This window comes from Flavilitoribacter nigricans DSM 23189 = NBRC 102662, assembly GCF_002646595.1.
Classification (GTDB): domain Bacteria; phylum Bacteroidota; class Bacteroidia; order Chitinophagales; family Saprospiraceae; genus Flavilitoribacter; species Flavilitoribacter nigricans.
Genome location: NZ_PDUD01000022.1, coordinates 246,014 through 269,278, shown reverse-complemented (window position 1 = coordinate 269,278; position 23,265 = coordinate 246,014). Strand labels below are relative to the sequence as shown.

General features: G+C 49.7%; 21 protein-coding genes. 10 read left to right on the top strand and 11 right to left on the bottom strand.

Features of this window, described 5'->3' with window-relative positions; translation table 11 throughout:
• Nucleotides 1-66: 66 nt before the first annotated feature.
• From CRP01_RS17680 to CRP01_RS17665, 4 genes are all read right to left on the bottom strand, one after another.
• The gene (locus CRP01_RS17680; protein ID WP_099151405.1) at nt 67-654 is read right to left on the bottom strand and encodes a biliverdin-producing heme oxygenase; all 588 of its coding nucleotides are present in this window, start codon (nt 652-654) and stop codon (nt 67-69) included.
• Between the two features lie 16 nt (nt 655-670).
• A complete protein-coding gene (locus CRP01_RS17675) occupies nt 671-1,186 on the bottom strand; it encodes a response regulator (protein WP_170110419.1) in 516 nt (171 codons plus the stop codon).
• Nucleotides 1,187-1,458: 272 nt separating this feature from the next.
• Entirely contained in the window at nt 1,459-3,729 is a 2,271-nt protein-coding gene (locus CRP01_RS17670; protein WP_170110418.1) for an ATP-binding protein, read from the bottom strand.
• A 542-nt stretch (nt 3,730-4,271) separates the two neighbouring features.
• Entirely contained in the window at nt 4,272-5,429 is a 1,158-nt protein-coding gene (locus CRP01_RS17665; protein WP_099151402.1) for a baeRF7 domain-containing protein, read from the bottom strand.
• Nucleotides 5,430-5,674: 245 nt separating this feature from the next.
• On the opposite strand from CRP01_RS17665, the gene CRP01_RS17660 reads away from it, so the two are divergent.
• Nucleotides 5,675-6,715, top strand: a complete 1,041-nt coding sequence (locus CRP01_RS17660) for a helix-turn-helix transcriptional regulator (RefSeq protein WP_099151401.1) — start codon at nt 5,675-5,677, stop codon at nt 6,713-6,715.
• A 163-nt stretch (nt 6,716-6,878) separates the two neighbouring features.
• Here the strand turns inward: CRP01_RS17660 and CRP01_RS17655 are convergent, their stop codons facing one another.
• The 3 genes from CRP01_RS17655 to CRP01_RS17645 all read right to left on the bottom strand — a co-directional run bounded on the left by CRP01_RS17655 (nt 6,879) and on the right by CRP01_RS17645 (nt 8,505).
• Nucleotides 6,879-7,331: a hypothetical protein gene (locus tag CRP01_RS17655; protein WP_099151400.1), complete on the bottom strand. Its 453-nt coding sequence runs from the start codon at nt 7,329-7,331 to the stop codon at nt 6,879-6,881.
• A 415-nt stretch (nt 7,332-7,746) separates the two neighbouring features.
• Complete coding sequence (locus tag CRP01_RS17650) at nt 7,747-7,947, bottom strand: hypothetical protein (protein WP_099151399.1); 201 nt, start codon at nt 7,945-7,947, stop codon at nt 7,747-7,749.
• A gap of 87 nt (nt 7,948-8,034) precedes the next feature.
• Nucleotides 8,035-8,505 carry an Hsp20/alpha crystallin family protein gene (locus tag CRP01_RS17645; RefSeq protein ID WP_099151398.1) on the bottom strand — a complete coding sequence of 157 codons (471 nt, stop codon included), beginning with the start codon at nt 8,503-8,505 and terminating at the stop codon, nt 8,035-8,037.
• 214 nt (nt 8,506-8,719) lie between these two features.
• On the opposite strand from CRP01_RS17645, the gene CRP01_RS17640 reads away from it, so the two are divergent.
• Nucleotides 8,720-9,328 (top strand): nitroreductase family protein, encoded by a 609-nt coding sequence (locus tag CRP01_RS17640; RefSeq protein WP_099151397.1) that lies wholly within the window; start codon nt 8,720-8,722, stop codon nt 9,326-9,328.
• Between the two features lie 133 nt (nt 9,329-9,461).
• Entirely contained in the window at nt 9,462-9,803 is a 342-nt protein-coding gene (locus tag CRP01_RS17635) for a thioredoxin family protein (RefSeq protein ID WP_099151396.1), read from the top strand.
• Nucleotides 9,804-10,622: 819 nt separating this feature from the next.
• Here CRP01_RS17635 and CRP01_RS17630 read toward each other — a convergent pair.
• Nucleotides 10,623-12,584, bottom strand: coding sequence for a glycosyltransferase family 2 protein (locus tag CRP01_RS17630; protein ID WP_099151395.1), 1,962 nt, complete (start codon nt 12,582-12,584; stop codon nt 10,623-10,625).
• Between the two features lie 11 nt (nt 12,585-12,595).
• Nucleotides 12,596-13,213: a recombination mediator RecR gene (gene recR, locus CRP01_RS17625; protein ID WP_099151451.1), complete on the bottom strand. Its 618-nt coding sequence runs from the start codon at nt 13,211-13,213 to the stop codon at nt 12,596-12,598.
• Between the two features lie 458 nt (nt 13,214-13,671).
• Here recR and CRP01_RS17620 point away from each other — a divergent pair, with 458 nt between their 5' ends.
• Both CRP01_RS17620 and CRP01_RS17615 read left to right on the top strand, forming a co-directional pair.
• Nucleotides 13,672-14,997 carry a pyruvate dehydrogenase complex dihydrolipoamide acetyltransferase gene (locus CRP01_RS17620; protein ID WP_099151394.1) on the top strand — a complete coding sequence of 442 codons (1,326 nt, stop codon included), beginning with the start codon at nt 13,672-13,674 and terminating at the stop codon, nt 14,995-14,997.
• A 283-nt stretch (nt 14,998-15,280) separates the two neighbouring features.
• The gene (locus CRP01_RS17615) at nt 15,281-15,676 is read left to right on the top strand and encodes a CoA-binding protein (protein ID WP_099151393.1); all 396 of its coding nucleotides are present in this window, start codon (nt 15,281-15,283) and stop codon (nt 15,674-15,676) included.
• Nucleotides 15,677-15,764: 88 nt separating this feature from the next.
• On the opposite strand, the gene CRP01_RS17610 is transcribed toward CRP01_RS17615, so the two are convergent.
• A complete protein-coding gene (locus CRP01_RS17610; protein ID WP_099151392.1) occupies nt 15,765-15,974 on the bottom strand; it encodes a hypothetical protein in 210 nt (69 codons plus the stop codon).
• A gap of 196 nt (nt 15,975-16,170) precedes the next feature.
• On the opposite strand from CRP01_RS17610, the gene mazG reads away from it, so the two are divergent.
• The 4 genes from mazG to CRP01_RS17590 all read left to right on the top strand — a co-directional run bounded on the left by mazG (nt 16,171) and on the right by CRP01_RS17590 (nt 20,774).
• Entirely contained in the window at nt 16,171-16,944 is a 774-nt protein-coding gene (gene mazG, locus CRP01_RS17605; RefSeq protein WP_233752704.1) for a nucleoside triphosphate pyrophosphohydrolase, read from the top strand.
• Between the two features lie 145 nt (nt 16,945-17,089).
• Nucleotides 17,090-17,686: a bifunctional nuclease family protein gene (locus CRP01_RS17600; protein WP_099151391.1), complete on the top strand. Its 597-nt coding sequence runs from the start codon at nt 17,090-17,092 to the stop codon at nt 17,684-17,686.
• Between the two features lie 211 nt (nt 17,687-17,897).
• Complete coding sequence (locus tag CRP01_RS17595; protein ID WP_099151390.1) at nt 17,898-20,432, top strand: T9SS type A sorting domain-containing protein; 2,535 nt, start codon at nt 17,898-17,900, stop codon at nt 20,430-20,432.
• Between the two features lie 39 nt (nt 20,433-20,471).
• A complete protein-coding gene (locus CRP01_RS17590; protein ID WP_099151389.1) occupies nt 20,472-20,774 on the top strand; it encodes a rhodanese-like domain-containing protein in 303 nt (100 codons plus the stop codon).
• 99 nt (nt 20,775-20,873) lie between these two features.
• Here CRP01_RS17590 and CRP01_RS17585 read toward each other — a convergent pair whose 3' ends face one another.
• Nucleotides 20,874-21,539, bottom strand: a complete 666-nt coding sequence (locus CRP01_RS17585; protein ID WP_099151388.1) for an SPOR domain-containing protein — start codon at nt 21,537-21,539, stop codon at nt 20,874-20,876.
• 396 nt (nt 21,540-21,935) lie between these two features.
• On the opposite strand from CRP01_RS17585, the gene CRP01_RS17580 reads away from it, so the two are divergent.
• The gene (locus CRP01_RS17580; protein ID WP_170110417.1) at nt 21,936-23,111 is read left to right on the top strand and encodes an ankyrin repeat domain-containing protein; all 1,176 of its coding nucleotides are present in this window, start codon (nt 21,936-21,938) and stop codon (nt 23,109-23,111) included.
• Nucleotides 23,112-23,265 lie beyond the last annotated feature (154 nt).

Sequence of the window (23,265 nt, the reverse complement as noted above, 5' to 3'; positions counted from 1 at the left end):
GCGATGTATTCAGGTCCGCATTTGGGTAAAAGGTGTTGGAGTGGAAGCTGGTCCGTCGAGTATGGGTCAGCTTTCGCTGTAAGCGGGTGTGGCGTGCACATCGCGCACCAGCCTGAACACCGCTTCGGCTCCGAGTTTGGCCCCGGCCAGATCACTTTCACTAAGTAGATAGCTATCCAGCATACGGCAGAACTGCGGCCATTCTTTAGCCGGATGGTTCCCGCTGGAACCGTAAAAGTGAAAATCGGGGAGTTCCCGCAGTTGCAGATTTTCCTTCAGTGCTTTATAAATGACCCGGCCACCCAGATTGGAGCCCAGTAAAACATAGAGCCCGCCCAGCACTTCATTCGAAGATCGTAGTTCCGGCAGTTTCACGCCGTAATTTATTTCCGGCAGTTCCAGTAGATGGGCATCGGCCCGTAGAGCCTCCATCCGCGGATGCAGGAAGTGAGTAAAATCAGTAAGATGGTGATACCTAAGACCGTTCAAGAGCAACGGCTCCAGATTATTGTGGAGAAAGTGGTTTTTGGAGATCAGACTGCGGTATTGGTCGAGATTCAAAGTCTGGTCCATAATTTCCCGACCAAGAGCTACCGCTTCGGTTTGTTGGTGAAGACCCTGGGTCTTCTGTCGTAAATAGGCTGCTGCCTGCATATAAGGGAGAAATAATTTACTGGACGCCGGTGATCTGCAGCACTTCCTGCATGATATCTACAGCGTCTTTTTTGTTCGAGAATTCGGAAGAATTCTCAATAAGTGCATTTAATTTCTGTAGCAGTAATTTTTTGCGTCGTTGTTTCTGTACCTGAGCTTCGCGCTCTTTAAAACGTTTTTCTTCCCGGACCAATACGTGTTCGATCTTGTCCGGTAATTCCGATAGGTTACCTTTCAGGATATAACCGGAAGCTCCGTTGAGGATAGTTTCTGCTACTTTTTCCTCGTCGTTCAGACTGCCGGTAACGAATACAAAAGGCACGTGCGGCATTTTCTCCCGTACGAGCAGCAGCGCTTCCAATCCATTGTAACCGGGAACGTTGTAATCTGCAAGGATAATATCCGGGCCAACCCAATTGATCTTGTCTTCAAATTCTTCTTGATTACTTGCGATAATGAAGACAGCCTCTGGTGCAGCTTTCAATACACCCCTTTTGATCAGCTCCTGATCCGTTTTTAGGTCCTCTAACATTAGAACCTTAAGAGTTCTCTCAATCATTTTACAAATACTTGTTATAGATCAACCAATAACTTTGATCTTGTTGGACACGGGGCAATTCCCTATGGGGGAATATTCCAGAAGCCTGCGCCACCAAAGTCTGTCTAGTATGCTCGGATGCTCCTAATTATTCCGGGCATACCAAAGACGGCTGTATTGCGATTTTTTGAACATTTTTTTTATTCCGAGGTTCAGTTTTTCAAAAAAAAAAAGAAAAAACGCTAAAATTTTTAATAGTAATCCTTTTACAGGACCTCCAGCTCGTGGATGGGGAACCGGCAATAAAAGGTTGATCCGCCTCCTTTTTCACTCTCTACCCATACTTCCCCCCGGTGTTTATCCACTACTTTTTTGACGATAGCGAGCCCTACTCCGGTGCCTTCATAATCTTTATCCGATACCAGGCGGGAGAACACATCAAAGATCCGCTGGTGGTGCTTGGGGTCCATACCGATACCGTTATCCCGCACGTAGATGACGGTACTTTTACCGTCGCTGTCGGCACCTACCTCGATCATGGGGATTTCCTGGTGCCGGGAGTATTTGATGGCATTCGACAACAAATTACTCAGCAACTGCCGTAGGGAAGTGACTTCCGCGTATACCGGCGGCATTGGATCTTTTAACTGGAACTGGACCCGTTGGCGTTCGGCCTCCGGAAAACTGTTCCAAACCTGTTCGATCTGACTGGCCGGATTCAGTTTATTGATGATCAGGTCATTGAGGCTGATCTTGGACAAAGCGAGCAGATCGTTGATAAAACCGTTCATTTTACCAATACTGCTGGAGATTGTCTGGATCACCTGCTGCCCGTAATCATCGAGTTTATCTTTATAATCTTCTTCCAGGATCTGAGAGAAACCTTCGATCGTCCGCAACGGCATGCGAAGGTCGTGACTCACCGAATAGCTGAAGCTTTCCAGATCTTTGTAAGCTTCCAGCAGATTCTGGTTGAGTTTTCTGATCTCCTGATACTTTTCAATGATGATCTCCTTGATGTCATTACGCAGGGCAATGGCCGAATTGATATCGTTCCGGTCCCACGGTTTGGCCGTGTTCTGGACCTGTTCTTTCCAGATATCAAACGATTTTCGCGGACTGAGCCGCATTTGTTCACCGGAAAAAGTAACGGCCTTTTCGGGATTGCCGCCCCAGTTGACGGTCTGGATTATTTCCGGACGGAACCACAAAATGTATTCCGGCGGAGTATGGGCTATTTGGAGAGATAACAGGCCGGAAGCTACATCTTTTATTTCGAGCCCGGCCGGCCAGTGTGCGGACAATTCGTTTGTCTCAAACACAGACGAGTCGGTATTGTTTTCCAGCCAGTCAATTAATTCCATTATTTTTTCCTCGGACGGGCATTCGCCGATGGTATGCAGGCGTCCGTCCAGCAGCAGGGCGGCACCCGAAGCCTGGTTGAGGTCCAGGAGGGTGAACTTATTTTGCATCAACCCTTCGAGCACACTCCAGTTGCGGCTCATCTGTTCCAGCAGGTGGGAGCGCACGATATTGGTCTGCAGCCCCTGTTCGCGGAAATCGTGGGCCTCCTGCAGCGCAAGATGCCCGGAAATGATCCGGCTCAGGAATTTGATCATATTGCGCACCCGATAATCCACCAGCTTAGGCTGGTAGTGATGGCAGGCGATCAACCCCCAGAGTTTATTCTCCTTGACAATGGCCACGCTCATGCTGGCCCGTACGCCCATATTGTTGAGGTATTCTATATGGATCGGGGATACACCGCGGGCTACACTGTCCGTCTGATCGAGCGGCGTTCCGGTCTCCGGATGCACAGCGGGAATGATCTGTGCGGGTTCCGATTGGGCATCGACGATGATCCGTACCTGATTGCGCAGGAACAACGCCCGGGCCTGTCGGGGAATATCGCTGGCCGGATAGCGTAGCTGATAGTACGGCGACAAATGATCTTCCTTGGCCTCCGCAATGACAATACCGTTGTATTCCTCGTCGAACTGGTAGATCATGACCCGGTCGTAACCGGTGAGGACCTTAATCTCGCTGGCCGTTTCGTGAAAAAGATTATTCACATCGCGGGCCGACTGGATCTTCTGGACCGCACGATCACTTCTTTGTAAAAAACGGGAAGAAGATACCAGGGGGTCCCGCTGCTCAAATTCCAGGATCATCGTCTGGTCCTGGAGATGAGCGATCAGGTGATAGGTAGTGTCCAGTATGTGGCCACCAAAACTCTTTATAATGATCGGGTTGATGGAAAGAAAATCATTTTCCTGTAATCCGGATCGGATCTGTTCCATGATCTCCGGATGCAGCAGGTCGGCCAGATTCTGCGAGAGCACTTCCTCGTGCGGCAGGCCCAGGATCTGCTGGCTGTTATCGGAAACATGGATGATGGAAAAGGACTGAACGTCTACGCCGAGCAGACAGGCGTAGCTCTGAACCACCCGTATAATGTGAATGGGTTCCTGGTCACAGTTATTCAGATCATAATTAACCGTGTAGAAACGATTAGCCCCGTTGGATGCATTGTTCATAAAAATTTTCGGATCAGCGTTTACCAGTGAAAACAATAAAAAAAACAAGTCCCGGCCAGCGTGCATCCTAACATTGCTGATCTGTTCCAGAAAATGGCAGCATTCAACGAAAGCTCGGATAACACGGTAAAAAGACCGAAGCTTAAAATTTCTTAAGAGGTATAGAAGTTTAACCAATTGTTCGGGGCTCGAACAGTAATTCAAAAATGAGCCCACAATTATAATATATTTTTTGGCTTATGTCAAATGGGGATCAAAGATGTACCAGGGATTTTGGGGCATTCGGAGCATTTTTTTGGACAAACGATCGGATGCACTGATGCGCAGATGAAGTTAATTTTTCAAGTTTAAAAGCGCTGATTTGGAAAAACTTGCGGATACAGTCGTCTGAACGGCGGCGGCAAATCACCACCCGGGCTAAAAACAAACAGCCATTCCGGATTTTTTTTCTGATAAATTGAAAAAGATAATCGGAATGGCTGTCGGTCTGGTTAATCATTTACGATGATCAAAACGGCTTAGAGACGGACTTAAATGGTCGCTTAGGCCGGAACGCTGGCGTAGCGATAAATGGCGTTTACGTTACCAGTTGGTCGCGGCAGGTCCGTACGGGGCATCAGATAAACGGTGCCACCGTTCTGGAGCGTCTGCAGCGCCGCGTGATTGATCAGCGGGATGCTGCCTTCCTCCCGTTTTTCGTGGATGGTAATGCTGTGGTCCGACTCATTGTAGGTACCCCAGACCTCATCCTTACGGGCGATAAACAACGTCTCTACCCGGCCGGCAATAGCGGCCGGAACGATGTCGTGAATGGAAAAAGAAGCCTCGTCATTGGATAAAGCAAGGCCAAAGCCTTCCTTCTCCTGCTCCACATCAGCTTCTACATCCGGTCCGATGATCTCCCAGGCCTTTTCGTGTAATACGACGGGATCTTCATTTTCGGGATTTCCGGGAATATAGGATTCGTGCAGGTTTTTATACTCATTTACCTCCCGGTAGATGCCGGCATTTTCTTCAACGGTGGCCAGGATCAGCGGTTCGGTATCGTCGTCACACATCATTTCCATGATGCCTTTGTTGATCATACGCATATATTCACGAAGTCGGACATCTTCCATGTCCTTGCCTCCGCCGTGACCGTGGTAAATGGCCTGGTCCTGGGCGCCCTGTCCACTGTGGTGTTGTAGCTGCTCTTCTCCGTCGATGTACTTCATCAGGTCCTGAATACTGGAAGGCAGATACTCATTGGTTTCGATCTCCGTGATCGAATACCGCTCAGCGACGTAGAATTTGGTTTCATTCTGGCTGATGGCCAACAGGAAAAATTTGGCGTTACCGGTCAGTAGGGGAATGAGGGGTTTGAGATACAGATGATCTCCGACGAACATATAGTTCTCAAAATCGACGGGCAAACTGTGGAATGATGTCTTTCCGTCGCAGATGAAGACGGCCAGTCCGTCGGACTGATGCTGCCAGAATTCCATGTCATCGATCTTGCTGCTGGCTTCCCGTAGCTTTTTATCGGCTTCCTGGGAAGACAGGCCGTGATTGATCAGTTGGTTCTTTACTTCGCTTAAGGTGTTTTTATAACGAATTCTATCTTCCTGCTCCTGTCCGGCGCGGGAAGTGGGGAGGTAGAGGGATATACATTGCTCACCTCTTACCTGGGTGAGTGAATCAAATTTTTTGCGGTCTATCATATGGTCTTTTCTTTATTTTAAAACAGGATTTTGCCGCCCGGGGTTCGCCCGCAATCGAACACTGCCGATTTGGAACAGGTTAAAATAATAAATAATGCATGTTGCCGGTTTTCAGAAGAAACCCGGAGGTCGGTCTAAAGAAATAGTTTTGCAGGACCAGCTAAAAGGGTCACCAGCAGGCGAAAGCGCCAAAAAGGGTAGCCGGTAACTAAATATTGTTACACATTTTTAAACACCACACCCTAATGGAAATCCGGATTAAAAAAAACGGAGCTGAAGCATTTGTCGATGCATTGACCAAGGCTTTCGACACTGATTATATAAGAGATTGTAAAGAATACCGACTGGAAATTCCGGAAGATATTGGAGAAGGATATATTTCCGCCTACGATTTTGACTACGGTATGAGCCTGGTCTACTTCCACTGTACTTTCCACGAAGATTTAACGGTAGTCTTTACTGCGGAGCGGGTACATCCCCTGCATTTTAACTTCTGCGTGGAAGGAGAGATCCGGCACGAGATCTGCGATGAACAGATCGCCTACCAGCTCAATCCGCTGAACGGTTCGATCTCCGCCAATCCCAGCGAATGTTCCCAAACCATGCACATTTCACCTAATATTCAGATCGTACATACCAATTTGCAGATCCTGCGTTCGGAATACATCAAGAAAGTAGATTGTGATCTGGAAGAGATGCATTCCAAACTAACGAATGTTTTCCGGGACCAGGAAGGCGAGAATTCATTTTTGCACGAGATCAATTACAGTGTGCCTACCGCCGAATGTATCAAGCACATCGCCGGCAACGGGTACAAAGATCTGGTGCGCAGTTCCTACGCCGAAGCCAAGTCGCTGGAGCTGTTGGCGCTGCAACTGAAACAGTTTGCCGATGATCTCGATCCGGAAACCCGTTTCGTCACCCTGAAAAGATACGACCTGGACAAGATCCTGAAAGCCAAGGAGATCCTGCTGAGTGATCTGCAGAATGCACCCACCATTCAGGATCTGGCTAAAATGAGCGGCGTGAACCAGCAGAAGCTGAAGCGCGGTTTTAAACAGGTGTTCGGTAAAACCATCAACCGCTACCTCCGGGACGCCCGTCTGGAAGCGGCCAAATACATGATCATGGACGGAAAGTCGTCCATTCAGGATGTAGCCGAAAGGGTAGGGTACAGCAACCGGGGGCACTTCGCCCGGAAGTTCCGGGAAAAATACGGACTCCTGCCCAAGGATGCTCTCCAGGCAAATTCCATCCAGATGTCTAAACAAAAAGAGAAGAATTAGGAATATAGAATAGGTTGCGGAATGACAAGCGGTGCTGGTTTTCCAGACCGCTTGCAGTCCCGCACCAGCGATCCGTTTCGGATCTTCTGTTCAATAAAGAAAATGGGGCTTTGCCGGAATCCGGCAAAGCCCCATCTTTTTCGGGGTTTTGATACCCTCGGTTTTACACCACAAAATCGGACCGATCCTGTTCGGGCACCGTCTGCAGGCGCTGGGCTTTCTCGATCACTTCCAGCAGGCGATCGTGTTGTTTCTCGAGTTTTTCCCGGATCTCCAGGGGAATATCCTTGTTTGCCTCGATCTTCTGGTAGTACTTTCCTACACTTTCTTCGGCTTCCAGGCTCAGTTCGAGCAGACCGACTTCGTTCTCTTTATTGATGAATTCGATAATGTCATCGCTGCGATCGTGGAGGTAGGATCTCATTTCCTTACTGGGTTTAACCGGAATGCTGCCGTTGTCTTCAACCAGTGGTCGCAGTTCGTTGGCCAGTTCCTGGCGAAACTCGGCCAGACTGTTAAACCAGTTTTTGAGGGTGTTGTCATCTTTCAGGTCCGCTACGATCTGTCGGTAGTCGGAGGCTGCCGCGTCGTGGCGGCTATACAGGTGAAATAACATAGATGTTGAATTTTCCTTTGACAGGTTCTGATATAAATTGTTCGGCTTCATGGTATTTAAATTAGGGTGGATAAATATGGTTGATCCGTTAGAAGCCCACCTTTACGTGCTCTCCTTCCGGGTATTTTTTCACCGGGAAAGATCGCTTTACCGGTATGAAGCATACGTTTGAGTTGGTGGTTCGTCCCGTTTCCGCCCTGCTGATCACTCAGCACGCCGGGCTGGTTTATCGGGAAACTATATAATTCAAGTTGCGATACTTGAATTGTAGAGAGTAGATGGTAAAGCGTAGAGAGACTGCAACCGTTAAAATGAGCGATTTTGCTCCATTTTAACGATAGGTAATCCCTCTACCCGCTACTCTCTACCCGCTACCTAAGTTACATCGCAACTTAGATTATATAGAATCGCTCCTTCACTGCGTCAGGGGTGGTTCCGTCGGCTGTTCCGGTTGGGGCCGGTTGGGCTCACCGATGTCGGGACTGGAGGGCTTTTCCGGTCTCGGACGTACCGGTTCTCCGATACCCGGCCTGCTGGGCGGTTCGGGTACCGGTTGGATGGGTTTTCCCGGTCCGGGGCCCGGTCCGTTTTGATTTAAAAGGCTGATAATTTTCATATGATGATAATTTTTTAGAATTTTGCAAACGGATGTAATCCGCATAAAACAAACAAACACTCATCCGGAGATGAGAGCAGCACAAAACTAGCCTACGGAAATACTCCGCGGACTTTCCTGTTCTTCAACTCTACCGTCAACCGGTACTTTTACGACTAAAATGCCGTTATTGCAGTTTGCTGCAATTTGGTCTTCCTTGTCATTTTCCGGAAGGGTAAAACTCCTGCAAAACGTCTGGTAATGGAACTCGCGTCTGGTGAAATGGAAATCAGTATTTCCGTTTATACCAGAGATCATACTTTTTTCCAGCTTGGCACTGATGGTCCATATCCGGTCATTGACCTGGATATTAAGATCTGATCTTTGGTGACCAGGAATCGTAAACTCCAGCAAAAAGCCGGTTGCTTCCTCCCGAACCTGGATAACCGGCACGGTGATCTCACTTTGATCGATACTACTTTCATGGCCCCAGGCACGTCGGAACGACTGGTTAAAGAAACGGTCGGCATATCCTGACAAACCGTGTTCCGGCGAAAATCCTCTGGTAAAGGAAACCATGGTTTGAGCTTTTGAAATTTGGTTAAGGGAATACAGGGACGATCAACTCGTCGTTGTTCACTTTTAAAACAGGTGGTTTTCGGACGATGTTCGTTATCTGTGCATCGGTTTAGCCGGCTTGCCGGACTAAACAATGCGATAAAAAAACGAAGCCAGCGAACACGCCCGTACCGGGCCGAGTTATAGAGGAAGCAACTAGTAAACTAAAAAAGAGATGATAACTTCTACACTTGAAAATAAAATTGCTGACACCCGCTACGATGTGCATCCGCTCATCGCGCAAAGATGGAGCCCACGGGTTTTCTCCGATAAAGAAGTTACCGGAGAGGATATGAACCAGCTTCTGGAAGCAGTACGGTGGTCGGCAAGTTCCCGGAACGAACAACCCTGGCGATTGATATACGCTCATCGCGGCTCCAAAGCCTACGAGCGTATGATGAGTTGCCTTTCTGAATTTAATCGAAAGTGGGCCGGCAATGCTCCGGTTCTGATACTGGCCGGCTACAAGGAGAAGTTTGAGTCCGGAAAGGACAATTTCCATGCACTGCATGATCTCGGTCTGGCGCTGGGCAACATGACTGTCCAGGCGCAATCCATGGACATCGCCTTACACCACATGGCCGGTGTAGACTGGAAAAAGGCTCATGAAAAATTCGACGTTCCCGCCGGATACCATATCGCCACCGCCATTGCGGTCGGTTATTACGGTGGGTCGGCAGAGGAGCTGCCGGAATCTCTCTATGAATCCGCACAGGCAGAGCGAACAAGAATTCCCCAGGCGTCATTTTCGGCTGAAGGCAAGTGGCCCGAAGACAACAACTGAATACCTATATAAATTATACTTGGTAAACCTGCAGAGGGTTTACCGAAGGTAATTCCTCCGCACATTAAATTTTTTTTTCTTTTCATCGAACATGCTGGCTTAAGTGTTGTTCAATGGTAAAATTTGACAAATCTTGAATAATAGAGCCCCATATCGGTTATTTGAGGGTAATAGTATGTCACCAATAATATCGGAAAGTGAGGAAAAACCTGTTGTTCTTTTATTTACAGCAGAATGGCTTGGGAGCGCTCATATACTAGAGACGTTTTTCAAGGAGCTTGCTCCGGAATATCCCAAGCTCGTAATCTACAAGGTGGACGTTGATTCCAATCAGGATCTGCCTACTCAATTTGGTATCTCACAGGTTCCGACTACCGTTTTTCTCCGTGACGGAGAGATCCGGGAATATGTTCTTGGTGTACTGAGCAAAAGGAAGCTCCGTCAAAAATTTCAGAATTTGCTGGACGAATCCTGAACTGAACGACTATATCTATCCTCCTGAACTTCAAACTGCCTAACGGTAAATCATTTGGGGAATTGCTTGCTTATTATGAAAATATAGTTATATTTGTATAAGATAAACACTTCAACACTAGCTTCACTTAGTCCTTAAAGTACCCAACGATATTTAGGTAACTTTCCCAAACCTGGAGAAATCCGAACACAAAACGCTTCCAATACACATTTCAGTTTACCTTCTTACTATACCCATGATCGACATCCCATCTTAATGGATGGATTAGAAGTTGATGCCTGTTCCTATTATTTGGTAAAAGGCGTTGGATATTCCTGACTCTGTTAGGCAGAGCTGGTGATTCGTTGTGCGCCGTTCGTTCGATCTGGCTAGTATGGGTATTCCTAACCATCCAGACTAGTGCTGATTTTGCACACTCAGTGATTCAAACCATTTTAAAATTTGTTCTGGTCATGCGGAATGAGGATTCCGTATAGCCGCTAGGTACAACTTGTGAGTGTATCGTCCATTTTATGCAGTTCCGCTACGTGCCGGCGGTTCGCATTTTCGAACTATTGGAGGAAGTGGATCCTCCGGATAAGAGTTCCCCCTTACATAATCAAACTGTTCCGGACGGCACGATCATCCGGAAAACGTATAGCAGGTAGAAGGACGTGATGAAGGAATAGATGAAAAGTATGGATCCCGATCCATATTCTCCCCCCTGAGGAAATCCTTCTACGCTATACTTTTTAAAGTCTAAAGGAAAAACATTATCTGCGTTAAAGAAATTTTTGAGTCCCCTCAATCTATTTCGAGACTGATCTGAAGATGTTCGGATCAGTCTCTTTTTGTGCGGAAAAGCGCCTTCCGGATAATTTCCAGATCGGTGCCTAAGTGATAATCTTTGGCGTACAGGAAATTCAGGCGCCGGATGGTCTGCTGATTCAGGGGAAAGGCCGGGAGGCCGTCTTTCGGGCTGAAAATACCGGGTTTCAGTTGAGGAAGGGGAGCATCCTGATCCTCGCCGGCGTAGCCCACCCAGGTGGAATGCCCTCGCAGGACGGACCAGATCTGTGGGAATAATTTCCCGGCAGAACGATAGCTGATCAGCCAGAGCAAGGGGCTGAACACAAGTAGTAGACCACTCAATCCGATATCCAGCAGGCGTTTATTGCGGCGGTTGGCGGGCTGGTCGATCGCAAAATAGATATCCACCGTGTACAGTTCGCCAACGGAATTGCGGGAATTACTGCCGATAATACTCAGGCTTTCCTCCGGAATGGTTTTATAGGCGATGCGGGGACCCAGTCGGGACATCCAGTACATGATCCGCTCGGCCGGAATGTCTTTGGAACAAAAAATGATCTCGTCTACTTTATAAACCTCCGCCACTTCGTTCAATTGGTACTGATTGCTGAGAAAAAAGGCATCTTCATTCGCCTCTTCAGCGGGAGCTACCGTGCCGATAAAGTTCTTCTGTACCCCGATCTGCTGAAGTACATCCTGGACGCGTTTGCTCTCAGCCGCAGAACCCACGATCACCAGCCGGGGAGCGGATTGCCGGTCCATCCGGAAATTGCCGAAGCGCAGAAAATGCAGCAGGAGCCGCAGACCGACCGTGGCCACCAGTGCCCAGGCGGTACCGAGCAGGATCAGCGCCCGGGAAGAACGATAGCTCATCTCCAGGAAGCCGTAAATGGCCGCCAGAATGACCGTTCCGAAGAGCACTCCCCTGATGATCTGCCGCAACCGGGCGGTCCGGTCGTAACCGCCGCTGAAAAAAATACCGGCCAGCCAGGTCAGCGTATACAGCGGGAAATTGAAATAAACAACGGACCTGTCGTAATAACCCGGATCTTGAAAGTGGTAAGCAGCCCAGAAGTCCTTCAGGAACAGCAAACCGGTGAAGATGAGTACGGCATCGAACAGCGGCAGATAAATGCGTTTGAAAAAGCTGCTCAGCAGGCTGAGGGCGGCCCGGAAATAGATGGCTGCCTGCAGCATAAAGATAAAGCCGCTGGCTCCCCGTCCGCGAAAATGCTTCCGGGCAAAAATGATCATAGCCTTATAAAAGGTGCGGACGTAGTTGAGGCTTCCCTTTTTGGTGCTTTCTCCTTTATAGTGGATGATGGTTGTTTCCGGAAAATAATAATTGCGGTAGCCGGCCTGAACGATGCGGTAGGAGAGGTCGATGTCCTCTCCGTACATGAAAAAGGCTTCATCGAGCAGGCCGATCTTATCCAGCACGGACCGGCGCATGAAGAGGAACGCTCCGGAGAGTACATCTACCGGGTGGGTTTCCATTTCATCGAGATAGCCGAGATGATAGCGGTTGAAAAATGCGGAGCGCGGAAACAGCCGGGATAGTCCGAAGGTCTTGCAAAAGGCTACCCAGGGGGTAGGAAAACCTCTTTTCGATTCGGGCAGGAACTTTCCCGCGCCGTCGATCATGTGTACGCCGAGTCCTCCGGCGTCGGGATGGGCGTCCATGAAGGTGATGCACTTGCTGAAGGTATCTTCTTCGACGACGGTATCCGGATTGAGCAGCAGTACATACGTTCCGGTAGATCGGCGGATGGCCTGGTTGTTGGCAACGGCAAAACCCGGGTTATCCTGGTTGACGATGAGCCGGACTTCCGGAAATTTCGCCTGCACCATCGCCACCGAGTCGTCCACGGAATTATTGTCTACTACCCAAACCTCCACCTCCAGCCCGTGCGAGGCATTGCGTACCGACAGCAGGGCCTGTTCGAGAAAATGGCGCACATTGTAGTTGACAATAATTACGGATAACTTCATGGAAGGAGGCACTATTCATCTTTCCGGTAGGGAATCCTCGATACGATCGATCGTCCCAGCGTCAGCCCGTCGGCGTATTCCAGTTCCCCGCCGAAAGAGACCCCGCGGGCGATGGTGCTCAACTGAACTGGCAGGTCGAGATCGCGTAGTTTTTTCGAAATATAAAAGATCGTGGTATCTCCCTCGATGGTCGGACTGATGGCCATGATCAGTTCCTTGACCTCGCCGGTCTGTACCCGGCCGATGAGGGAATCGATGTGCAGATCGTTGGGGCCAATACCTTCGATAGGGGAGATGATGCCACCCAGCACGTGGTACAGGCCTCTAAACTGCTGGGTCTCCTCGATGGCCATGACGTCCCGGATGCCTTCCACCACACAGAGTACGGACTTATCACGCCGGTTATTGGAACAGATCTCACATACCGGTTCGTCCGACAGATTGTGGCAGACCTGACAGTTTTTGATATTTTTGCGCAGCTTGACGATAGCGTCGGCAAATTCTTCGCTGGTTTCCGGTGCCTGTTGTACCAGATGCAGGACCAGTCGCAGGGCCGTTTTCCGGCCGATACCGGGCAAAGATGCAAACGCATCCACGGCGTTTTCCAAAAGTTTAGATGAAAAATTCATATTGGCAAATTTATACCCGGAGCGGGATAAAGTTGTGGTTTTCAACTTATTTTTTCTTAATAGTGTTATAGCTCAGGATTTAATTTCCAGTTTGAGCCCCCCGGAATTTGTTTCCGGACGGTATTTGTAGGAAGCTGTCGTAAGGGGAAATTATCGTATTTTAGCGTCTTAGGACCGGCCGGAACGCAGATCTGGAAAGATTTGTCGCATTACCGGAGCCCTTACAACTGGATTTCCGGAAGATTCGAAACTGCTGATTGCAAAAATTCGATTAAATATTGCAACTTTGCGCAACGCAGTCTAATTGTAAACTATGGTGAGTAAAGATATAGAAGCAAGCCAAAACAAACGATAACTAACTTACGCCATTTTGGTCTCTCTACCCTTATCTTTGCCACACATTATACAGGTGTTCTACCTGAATCTCATTTGCAAACTTGTTAAAATACACCTAAGATATGGCTGAAGTCATTCGCATGCCCCGGATGAGCGACACGATGGAAGAGGGCAACATCATCGGTTGGTTAAAAAAAGAGGGGGAATCCGTAGAACCGGGTGAGACCCTGGCGGAAGTGGAAACTGATAAGGCAACCATGGAACTCGACGCCTTCGTGGAGGGTACCCTGTTGCATATTGCTGTGAAAGAAGGTCCGGTACCTATCGATGGCGTTATTGCCGTGATTGGAGAAGAAGGCGAAGACTGGAAAGCTGCCATCGAAGCTGCCGGTGACGGCGGCGGAAATGGAGCCGCGAAGTCCGAAGAGCCCGAAGTGGAGGCAGAAGAAGAAAAATCTGCCGAATCCAGTGCTCCGGCTGAAACGGCGCCCGCCCAGGAAGCAGCGTCCGCCTCGGACGATAAGCGCGTAAAAGCATCGCCTCTGGCCAAGACCATGGCCAAAGACGCCGGTGTGGATATTAATCAGATCTCCGGTTCCGGAGACCACGGCCGTATCGTTAAGCGGGATGTGGAAGCTTATCTGGAAAAACAACAGTCCGCTCCGCAGGCTCAACCGGCGGCTCCGGCACCCGCTCCGGCTCCGGCCGAAAAGCAGGCCAAACCGGAAGCTCCGGCGGTGGCTCCGTTCACTTACGCTACCGGCGAGGCGCAGTACGAGGATACTCCGGTATCCCAGATGCGCAAAGTGATCGCCCGTCGCCTGGGAGAAAGCAAATTTACGGCGCCGCACTTCTACCTGACCGTAGAGATCAACATGGACAAAGCGGTGAGTATGCGCAAAAGCGTCAACGAGATCGCACCGACCAAGATCTCCTTCAACGACTTTGTGGTTAAAGCCAGCGCTGCGGCCCTGCGCCTGCATCCGGCGATCAATTCGAGCTGGATGGGAGATACGATCCGCCAGAACAAGGATGTCAATATCGGAGTAGCGGTAGCCGTCCCCGATGGCCTGCTGGTACCGGTGATCCGTTACGCGGATATGAAAACCCTGTCCCAGATCAACACGGAGGTGAAGACCCTGGCCGGCAAAGCCAAGGATCGCAAACTGCAACCGGATGAGATGTCCGGCAATACCTTCACCATCTCTAACCTGGGGATGTTCGGTATCGAAGAATTCACGGCGATCATCAATCCACCGGATAGCTGTATTATGGCGGTCGGTGGCATCATCCAGAAGCCGATCGTTAAAGACGGCGAGATCGTGGTGGGGAATATGATGAAAGTAACCCTGTCCTGCGACCACCGCGTTGTAGACGGCGCTACCGGTGCCCAGTTCCTGAACACTTTCAAGGAGATCCTGGAGAACCCGATCCGTTTGATGGTATAATCAGATCTGTCCCGGCGGGTGGTACCTGGTACAACCTACCGACAGTATATCGTATAAAAGTTTGTCCCGGCTGGTCCCTGGTGGATCAGCCGGGATCGCTGTTTTAGGAGTGATCCGTTCCGGGGAAAAAGTAAACCCGAGGGCGCGGCTGGTTGTTATTTAAGTGTGGGCATTGCTTCCGCCTTCGGGAGCTGCCCGCCACGAGACGTTCGCCGGAACAGTGCAGAGAGGAAACGAACTGAGCGGGCGATCACATTCTTTCAAACGATTGAACAACCAAACCATGAACCAATATAGCAGTCAACCCCAGGTAACCTCCGAAAAAAAGACGGTTGTACTGGGGGCAACCAATAATCCGTCCCGCTACGCCTACCGCGCGGTAGAAATGTTGCTGGATCACGGAATTGAGCCGGTCCCGGTCGGGATCCGCAGAGGCAGTATCGAGGGTATCGATATTCTGAATGATCGCCCCGATCTGGAAGACGTGCATACCGTTACCCTGTACCTGAATCCGGAACGGCAGCGGGAATATTACGATTATATCATGGCGATGAATCCGAAACGCATCATTTTTAATCCGGGAACCGTGAATCCGGAACTGATGAATATGGCCCGGGAGAAAGGAATTGAAGTAGAGGTGGGCTGTACGCTGGTGATGCTGTCGGTGGGGAGTTATTGATGATCGGATAAGCCGATACTACGATCTTACGATGCGGAGATACTGAGAAGTTATCATGCTCACAGTATCTCGGCATCGTATCATCAACCTAACCTTTCTGGACTTCCGGCATTTTACATTCTTCTTCCGGCTTTTTTCCACATACCGAGCACTCTCCGATCTGATTCTTGAGCATGGGATTGTTACTCGCGCAGGTACCGCGGAACTCATTGCCGGTAACGATGTGGCGAATATTGATCAGAATAAAAGAAAGACCAAAGACGCCAAAAACAATGGCTAACACATATAAGAATTCCATAAGGATCGATTATCAAAATTTATAAATAAGTAGTCCGAAGGAAACCCGTATATGGACTATTTGCCCGTAAATTCACGCATTCCCCCTAAATTTCCTTTTCCCTTTGAACGCCCAATCGGCGAATAAAGTTTACTTTTGCCGCCGTTAGGAGCGCAGAAGTGAGCGGCGCAAAATTAAATAAAATAAATTATCCATCATGGAAAAGTCGATGCAGGATCAACGCAAACTGGAGGCTTTCGGCCGTTTGTTGAAAATCATGGACGAGCTGCGCGAACAGTGCCCCTGGGACCGCAAGCAAACCATGGAAAGTTTGCGCAACCTGACGATTGAAGAAACCTACGAACTGGCGGATGCCATCCTGGCCGGCGATCTGGATGAAGTTAAGGAAGAACTGGGGGATATTATGCTCCATATGGTCTTCTACGCCAAGATCGCGGACGAAAAAGGCGCCTTCGATATTGCCGATGCGCTGAACGCGGTCTGTGAAAAGCTGATCAAGCGCCATCCGCACATTTACGGCGACGTAAAGGTAAACGGTGAGGAAGACGTCAAGCGGAACTGGGAACAACTCAAGCTCAAGGAAGGCAAGCGCTCGGTACTGGCCGGAGTGCCCAATTCGCTGCCGGCGATGGTGAAGGCCTACCGGATGCAGGAAAAGACCAAACAGGTTGGGTTCGAATGGGAAAACGCCGAACAGGTCTGGGAAAAAGTGGAAGAGGAGATCGCAGAGTTCAAGGAAACCCTGTCCCCGGAGTTTACGCAGGAAAAACGGGAAGAAGAATTCGGTGATGTGCTGTTCTCCCTGGTCAATTATGCCCGCTTTCAGGGGATTGATCCGGAAACGGCGCTGGAGCGGGTGAACCAAAAGTTCAAAAAGCGATTTGAATACATCGAAGCCCATGCTGGAAAAGACCTGCAGGAAATGTCGCTGGAGGAAATGGATGCGCTCTGGAACGAAGCGAAAAAATAAAATCGCAGGGGAACGGTGGTGGAATACCATGATCCGGATCATGCTCCGGCCCCGATAAGGCCGGATAGAATCATGAGGGATTTTCACCGTTTTTCCTAATTAAAAAATAAATTTGTACCACTGAGGAAGATATATTTATCTCAATATGAAAAAAATAGCACTGGACATCGTTGCCCTTTCACATAGTGTTTCACAGTCCCATAATTACGCGGTGGTCTTGGCCGAAAGAGAAGGCCAGCGCCGGCTGCCGATCGTCATCGGGAGTTTTGAAGCACAGGCCATTGCGGTGGCCATGGAGCGCATGACCACCAACCGGCCCCTGACCCACGACCTGTTCAAAAATACGCTGGATACTTTTCAGATCGATCTCCAGGAGATCATTATCAATAATTTGGTAGAAGGTGTTTTTTACGCCAGTCTGGTTTGCCTGCGCGCGGGTGAAGTGGTGGAGATCGACTCCCGGACTTCGGACGCCCTGGCTCTGGCCGTACGGTTCAACTGCCCCATCTACACCTATGACTTCGTAATGGACGAAGCCGGAGTAGTACTGGAAGAAGAGAGCGCCGGACCTGCTCCCGAGGGCGGCACCGGTCGCCGCGGCCGCGGTAAGCGCCAGAAAGGCCTTTCCTCTTATTCCGTAGAGGCTTTATCCAAAATGCTGGATGAGGTGCTGGGCGAAGAAAACTATGAGAAAGCTGCTGAGATCCGCGATGAGATCAAACGCCGGGAGCAGGCGGGTTGATCCAAATTGCTAATTCCCACATCTAGCATGTGTTTGGAAATTATTAATTGGGCTGCAAACGCCACAAAGAAAAAATCCCAACCACACGCTTAGTTGTCTTTCGGTCTTGTAGCATCCTTTAAAAATCAAGGCTTAAAAAATATTGCCCTGTTCCTGGCGTTCATCGTTAGGAATTAGCACCGTGAACGTATATAATATCAAGACGCCAAACATGAACCGAATAGCGACTTTTCTATTCCTGCTGACCTTTGTTCAGCAAATTTCCGCACAGGTCAGCCGGATACCGTTGGAATCCTATCCGACGGTAAAAGATGAGAGGGCCGCTCTGTTACCGAAGGGATACAGCCGATCGCTCGAAAAAGCCGCCTGTGACCCCAGTGATCCCGATAAAACCTACGTAGAAGCGGGGCAGACCGCCCTGATCATTATCGATATCGACACTTTCAATGTTTTTCCCCAGGGAGGGACTTTCACCTGCGCCAATTGCGAAACCGCCCAGTACGGGCAGGCCCGCCTGAGCGCTACCGGAGATACCCTGCTGTACACCGCCAATGAAGATGTACTCCTGGGAGAAGATGCGATCGAGATCCGCTACTGTAGCGATAGCGATCCCAGCGATTGTCAGCGCAACCGGGTCTACCGGATCGTAGCCAAACGCCCCGGTCAGCACTACTATATTCCGGCGCTCTCGGTCACACCCGGGGGACTGTCCGAATACACCATGGATACCAACGTACTGCCGGCCGCACTGAGCTGTAACTACTTCGTGGATTGCGAAGATGAATACATCGGCCGGGATCAACTGACCTACTTCTCTGCTTACAATCGACCCGACAACAAGGTCATTTACCGGGCTTCCCGCTATCCGGGCGTCGATTCTATCTGTGTCGGTATCTGTGATATCAATGCGGTTTGCGATACCTTTCATTTAGCGTTTGAGATTGCGCCTACGGTGCTCGGATTGCCCTTCATGGACGATTTTTCCTACGACGGACCGGCTACCGATCCGATGTTGTGGCTGGACCGGGAAGTGTACGTCAACAAGACCATGGCCATTGACCCGCCTTCTATCGGGGTCGCCACGATGGATGGTCTCGGTGCCAATGGCAAACCCTACGGAGGAGATCCCGGGGAAGCCGACCGGCTGACGTCCACCTACATCGATCTGGAAGGAGAGATCGGGAATGTGGTGCTGACCTATTGGGTACAGCGCCGCGGTTACGGCGATAAACCCGAGGCCGGCGATTCCTTACGGCTGGAATTTAAATCCCAGACGGGTAACTGGGAGCGCATTGTCGCCTACGGCGGCGTTCCCGCCAATCAGCCGAATACCGTGGCCGAGCCTTTCCGGTTTTACGCCACGCCCGTACCGGCCAATTATCGGCACGACAGTTTCCAGTTCCGTTTTGTGAATATTTCCGATCGCCAGGGAGTTAGAGACAACTGGCATCTGGATTACATCCGCATGAGCACCGAAGAGACGGATAGTATCTTTGCGGATGTTGCTTTCACCAAACCTCCGGAGCCGATACTCGAGAATTATTCGGCCATGCCCTGGAATCATTTCCGGGCCCAGGACGAAAGCCTGCTGGCGGACAGCCTGGAGGTCAGTCTGTTCAACCACGCGGATGAGACCCTGAGTGTGATCCCTTCTTCGGTAACTCTGATCGAGCAAAATACGGCGGTATCCCCCTTCGGAGCGCCGCTGACCCTGTTCAACGGGCAGGAAGCCAACATTCCGAACGGAATGACGGTTGACCGGACCTACGGCTTGCAGGGTGATCCGCGCTTTGCGAATATCTGGGCGACTTACACCGCAGCGATGTTCGGGCCCAACTATCCGGATAATGCCGATCTGCGCTTCCGGATGACTTACCGGCTCACCAACGACAGTCAGGTGGAAACTCCCGGCTACGAAAGTGTACAGGAAAACGATATGGTTTCATCGGTAACGGTGTTTGAAGACTATTTCGCCTACGACGACGGCAGCGCCGAACAGGGTCTGGTGGCCCAGGAAGGCACGGAAGTGGCCATTGCTTTCGAAGCCGGCGTGGCGGATTCCATCCGGGCGGTCCGTTTTATGCATCCGCGTTCCAATATTGATGTATCCGATCAGGAATTTGAGATCCTGATCTGGATCGGTACGCTGGATGATACGCCCGAATACAGCATGGTGATCAACCCGTTCTTTGCGGACGTCAGCTTTGATACGATCCAGGGATTTACCACCTACACCCTGTTGGATGAGGACGGTGAGCTGGCTCCCGTACCCATTCCTGCCGGACCTTTTTACGTCGGTTGGAACCAGGTCACGCCCTGTACTTTCAACCAGTGTGTTCCGGTAGGCTACGACCGGAACCGTACCGAGGGGGCCGCTTTTACCTACGTAAACGTAGGGCAGGGCTGGAACCTGATCTCCGAGCCGGAGCAGGGCTCCCTGATGATTCGTCCGATCGTAGGTGCGGAAACGCCCGTACCGACTAAAGCGAAAGATCCGATCGCCGAACAGGATTTTGTTAACTTATTTCCGAATCCGTCCCGTGGAAAACTTTATCTTCGTACCCTCGACGGCCGCATGGAGGATCTATCCTATGTACTCTATAATCCGGTGGGCCAGTTGGTAGACCGGGGTGCGGTTCGATCCGAACTGGATTTCGGACAATATCCCGCCGGGCTTTATACGCTACAGATCCGCAACAACCGAACGGGTATCGTTCAGATCAGCAAGATATCCTTACTGCGGTAAAATTGACGGCACAAATAAACTGATATAAAACACACAACAATGGATATTACACCAAAGCAATTGAAGGAAAAACTAGATCGTGGCGATGATTTCGTACTGATCGATGTGCGTGAGCCCAACGAGCACGAGGCCTTCAATGTAGGCGGACAACTTATTCCGGTAAACACCATTCCGGCCCGGATCTCCGATCTGGAAGATAAAAAAGATGCTGAGATCGTGGTTTATTGCCGCTCCGGCGCTCGCAGTGGAATGGCGCAGCGCTTTATGCAGGGAAACGGCTTTACCAATGTGCGTAACCTGACGGGTGGTATGCTGGCCTGGCAGGATGAATTTGAAGGCTAGGCATTTATTCTGCCGCCTGAATTGGTAAGCTTTCGAAGTGACAATCACTTCTTGATCAGCCCTGCCGGATCGAACCGATCCGGCAGGGCTTCGTAATTTTTATTCTTTTCTCTTAACGAAGCAATCCACGCCTTTGCCTTTCAGTTCGGTGACGAGATTCTTAGCGCGATCGTAATTATCGAAGCGATCCACCAGCGCAGTCGCCAGGGCGCCTCCGTTAAATATTTCTACCCGGGCATTATCGTAGCCCAGTTGTTTTAATTTTTTTACCTGGGTTTCGGCGTTTTGGCGCATGGAGAAAGATCCCGCTACGACCATGAAATCACCACTGCTGCTGCTGTAGCTGGTTGGTGTGCCGCCTTTTGGGGTGGTGGAGCTGGCGGTAGGCTGGGAGCGGGGCTCACTGGCCGTCTTACTGGCGGAAGAAGATTCTGAAGATTTGGTAGTAGTGGATTTCGGTGGTTCCGGAGTGCTTACTTCTTCACCCTGCGGAGCTTCGACTTCCTGCGGATCGTAGGGGAGTTCATCGTCATCGAGGTCCTGGTCATCGGCGCCGGGAGTGGTGGCATCATCGGTCCGGGCGGAGCCGCTGGACTCGTACGCCATTTGGTGTTCGTTGCGATCTGTGGGATCATCGGCAATTTCGGAACGGTCAAGATCCGGCTGATCATTACCCATCAGCTGAACTGTTTTGTAAACCAGGAATCCGAGGGCAATAACACAAATACCGACTATAAGGATGGTGAACCAATCTAATCTGGACATAGGATCATTTGTTTTTTTGCGAGTTGAACGCAAGCTACAAAACCTGCAGATAAAAGAAAAGAGGAAGAACGCGGAGTGTACGCAAATGCTGGCACCTGGCTGTTCTTTTTTCTGAAAAATCTTCGGCCGTTTTGTGCTTTAATCCGTTGCTGCAACCAATATCAGGCTTCTAATATATACAGATTATAGCGTTTTTACTACTTTTTTACCAAACACGAAACTCCAAATTGGTGTTTTTTAAATGTAACACAAGAGAATAAGAGAAATTCCCAATTTTCTCGTTCGCACAGGACACGCTTCATAAACATCTAATTTACAGTTAATTGAATTTTAGTACTTATCGGTATGTGCCGGTACTTACACTACATAATATTTTTTAAATTAAAAGAAAACAACATGCGATCCACTATTAGCTATGCGCTGTCGGTAATGTTGTTGGTAACCGGGATGAATGTATTTGCCCAGAACCCTACATCTACGACTCCGGATGAAACAACAACTTTTGAAACTGAACTTCAGGAACTGAAACTAGAAGCTCGGAAAAAGAAAGGAAAAAAACTGACCAGGTACGAAGAGACCAGTATCGAGAACCAGGTAGAATTTATGGCAGCTGTCAAGGCCGGTAATCTCGATGAAGTAAAAGAATCCGTAAAATCCCCGTATTTCTACGCTTTTGACGACGGAGGAGAAACTGCACTGACCCGCTCCATTAAGAACAAAGACGTAGAGATGGTGCGTTTCCTGGAAAAAGAAGCCGTGATCAATCTCGATAATGAAATGGGTGAAACCCCACTGATCCTGGCCATCGAAGGAGGAAATGAAGAAATTATCGACATTATTGTCAAGCGGGCTAATCCGAGTTTGCAGAATAGCCACGGAACCAGTCCGATTATGGCCGCACTGAAGCACGGCGATATGGATCTGGTGCAGGAACTGATCACCAAAGGAGCAGATCTGAACGATAAATCCCACGGAATGACACCGCTGTTCTACGCTGTGGAACAGAACAATATGAAAGCGGTAGCTTTGCTGGCCCACCACGGTGCCGATCCCAGTATTGCTAACGAAGAAGGTGAAATCCCACTGTACCGCGCTGTGCGCAACGGACAGAATATTATTACCGGTATTTTGTTGCACAAAAGCAGCAAACCCGATGTGGACGCTAACTGGACCACCAAAGAAGGTGAACCACTGCTGAACGTAGCGATCAACAAAAACCACGATCAGGTGACGAGAATGTTGCTGGACTTTGGCGCTACCGTTCACAGAACTGATTACCTGGAAAACACCGCGCTTAACCTGGCGGCCGAACAGGGCGACAGCGAACTGGTAAAAATATTGTTGGCAAAGGGTGCTAACCCCAACCATCGCAACATTACCGGTGAAACGCCACTACTGACCGCTTCCCGTAAAGGACACGGACAAATAGCCAATATCCTGGCCGAAGCCGGTGCCGATACCAATATGAAAGATTTCAACGGTTTTGCAGCTACGGATCGCCATAATTTCGGCGGACTGACCGATCCTGAAATTATTGATGCTGTAATGGAAGTGACCGATGATTATGAATAATCCTACAGTATATCCCAATACTGATTAAAAGTATATTTATCCTAATAGTTGTCCGGATCTATAAGTCCACATCCAACTCGATTGGACACTTATTGGTCTGGAATTAGAAGGGGCGCCGAGCGCCCCTTTTTTAATTCTAGCAACCTATAGCAGA

Bases quoted from the DNA above. Each gene is read 5' to 3' on its own strand.
- CRP01_RS17595 (WP_099151390.1), top strand. From the start codon at position 17,898: ATGAACCGAATAGCGACTTTTCTATTCCTGCTGACCTTTGTTCAGCAA.
- CRP01_RS17650 (WP_099151399.1), bottom strand. From the start codon at position 7,947: ATGAAAATTATCAGCCTTTTAAATCAAAACGGACCGGGCCCCGGACCG.
- CRP01_RS17665 (WP_099151402.1), bottom strand. From the start codon at position 5,429: ATGATAGACCGCAAAAAATTTGATTCACTCACCCAGGTAAGAGGTGAG.
- CRP01_RS17680 (WP_099151405.1), bottom strand. From the start codon at position 654: ATGCAGGCAGCAGCCTATTTACGACAGAAGACCCAGGGTCTTCACCAA.
- mazG (WP_233752704.1), top strand. From the start codon at position 16,171: ATGGAAAAGTCGATGCAGGATCAACGCAAACTGGAGGCTTTCGGCCGT.
- recR (WP_099151451.1), bottom strand. From the start codon at position 13,213: ATGAATTTTTCATCTAAACTTTTGGAAAACGCCGTGGATGCGTTTGCA.
- CRP01_RS17580 (WP_170110417.1), top strand. From the start codon at position 21,936: ATGCGATCCACTATTAGCTATGCGCTGTCGGTAATGTTGTTGGTAACC.
- CRP01_RS17655 (WP_099151400.1), bottom strand. From the start codon at position 7,331: ATGTTATTTCACCTGTATAGCCGCCACGACGCGGCAGCCTCCGACTAC.
- CRP01_RS17640 (WP_099151397.1), top strand. From the start codon at position 8,720: ATGATAACTTCTACACTTGAAAATAAAATTGCTGACACCCGCTACGAT.
- CRP01_RS17585 (WP_099151388.1), bottom strand. From the start codon at position 21,539: ATGTCCAGATTAGATTGGTTCACCATCCTTATAGTCGGTATTTGTGTT.
- CRP01_RS17670 (WP_170110418.1), bottom strand. From the start codon at position 3,729: ATGAACAATGCATCCAACGGGGCTAATCGTTTCTACACGGTTAATTAT.
- CRP01_RS17630 (WP_099151395.1), bottom strand. From the start codon at position 12,584: ATGAAGTTATCCGTAATTATTGTCAACTACAATGTGCGCCATTTTCTC.
- CRP01_RS17615 (WP_099151393.1), top strand. From the start codon at position 15,281: ATGAACCAATATAGCAGTCAACCCCAGGTAACCTCCGAAAAAAAGACG.
- CRP01_RS17590 (WP_099151389.1), top strand. From the start codon at position 20,472: ATGGATATTACACCAAAGCAATTGAAGGAAAAACTAGATCGTGGCGAT.
- CRP01_RS17675 (WP_170110419.1), bottom strand. From the start codon at position 1,186: ATGTTAGAGGACCTAAAAACGGATCAGGAGCTGATCAAAAGGGGTGTA.
- CRP01_RS17600 (WP_099151391.1), top strand. From the start codon at position 17,090: ATGAAAAAAATAGCACTGGACATCGTTGCCCTTTCACATAGTGTTTCA.
- CRP01_RS17645 (WP_099151398.1), bottom strand. From the start codon at position 8,505: ATGGTTTCCTTTACCAGAGGATTTTCGCCGGAACACGGTTTGTCAGGA.
- CRP01_RS17660 (WP_099151401.1), top strand. From the start codon at position 5,675: ATGGAAATCCGGATTAAAAAAAACGGAGCTGAAGCATTTGTCGATGCA.
- CRP01_RS17610 (WP_099151392.1), bottom strand. From the start codon at position 15,974: ATGGAATTCTTATATGTGTTAGCCATTGTTTTTGGCGTCTTTGGTCTT.
- CRP01_RS17620 (WP_099151394.1), top strand. From the start codon at position 13,672: ATGGCTGAAGTCATTCGCATGCCCCGGATGAGCGACACGATGGAAGAG.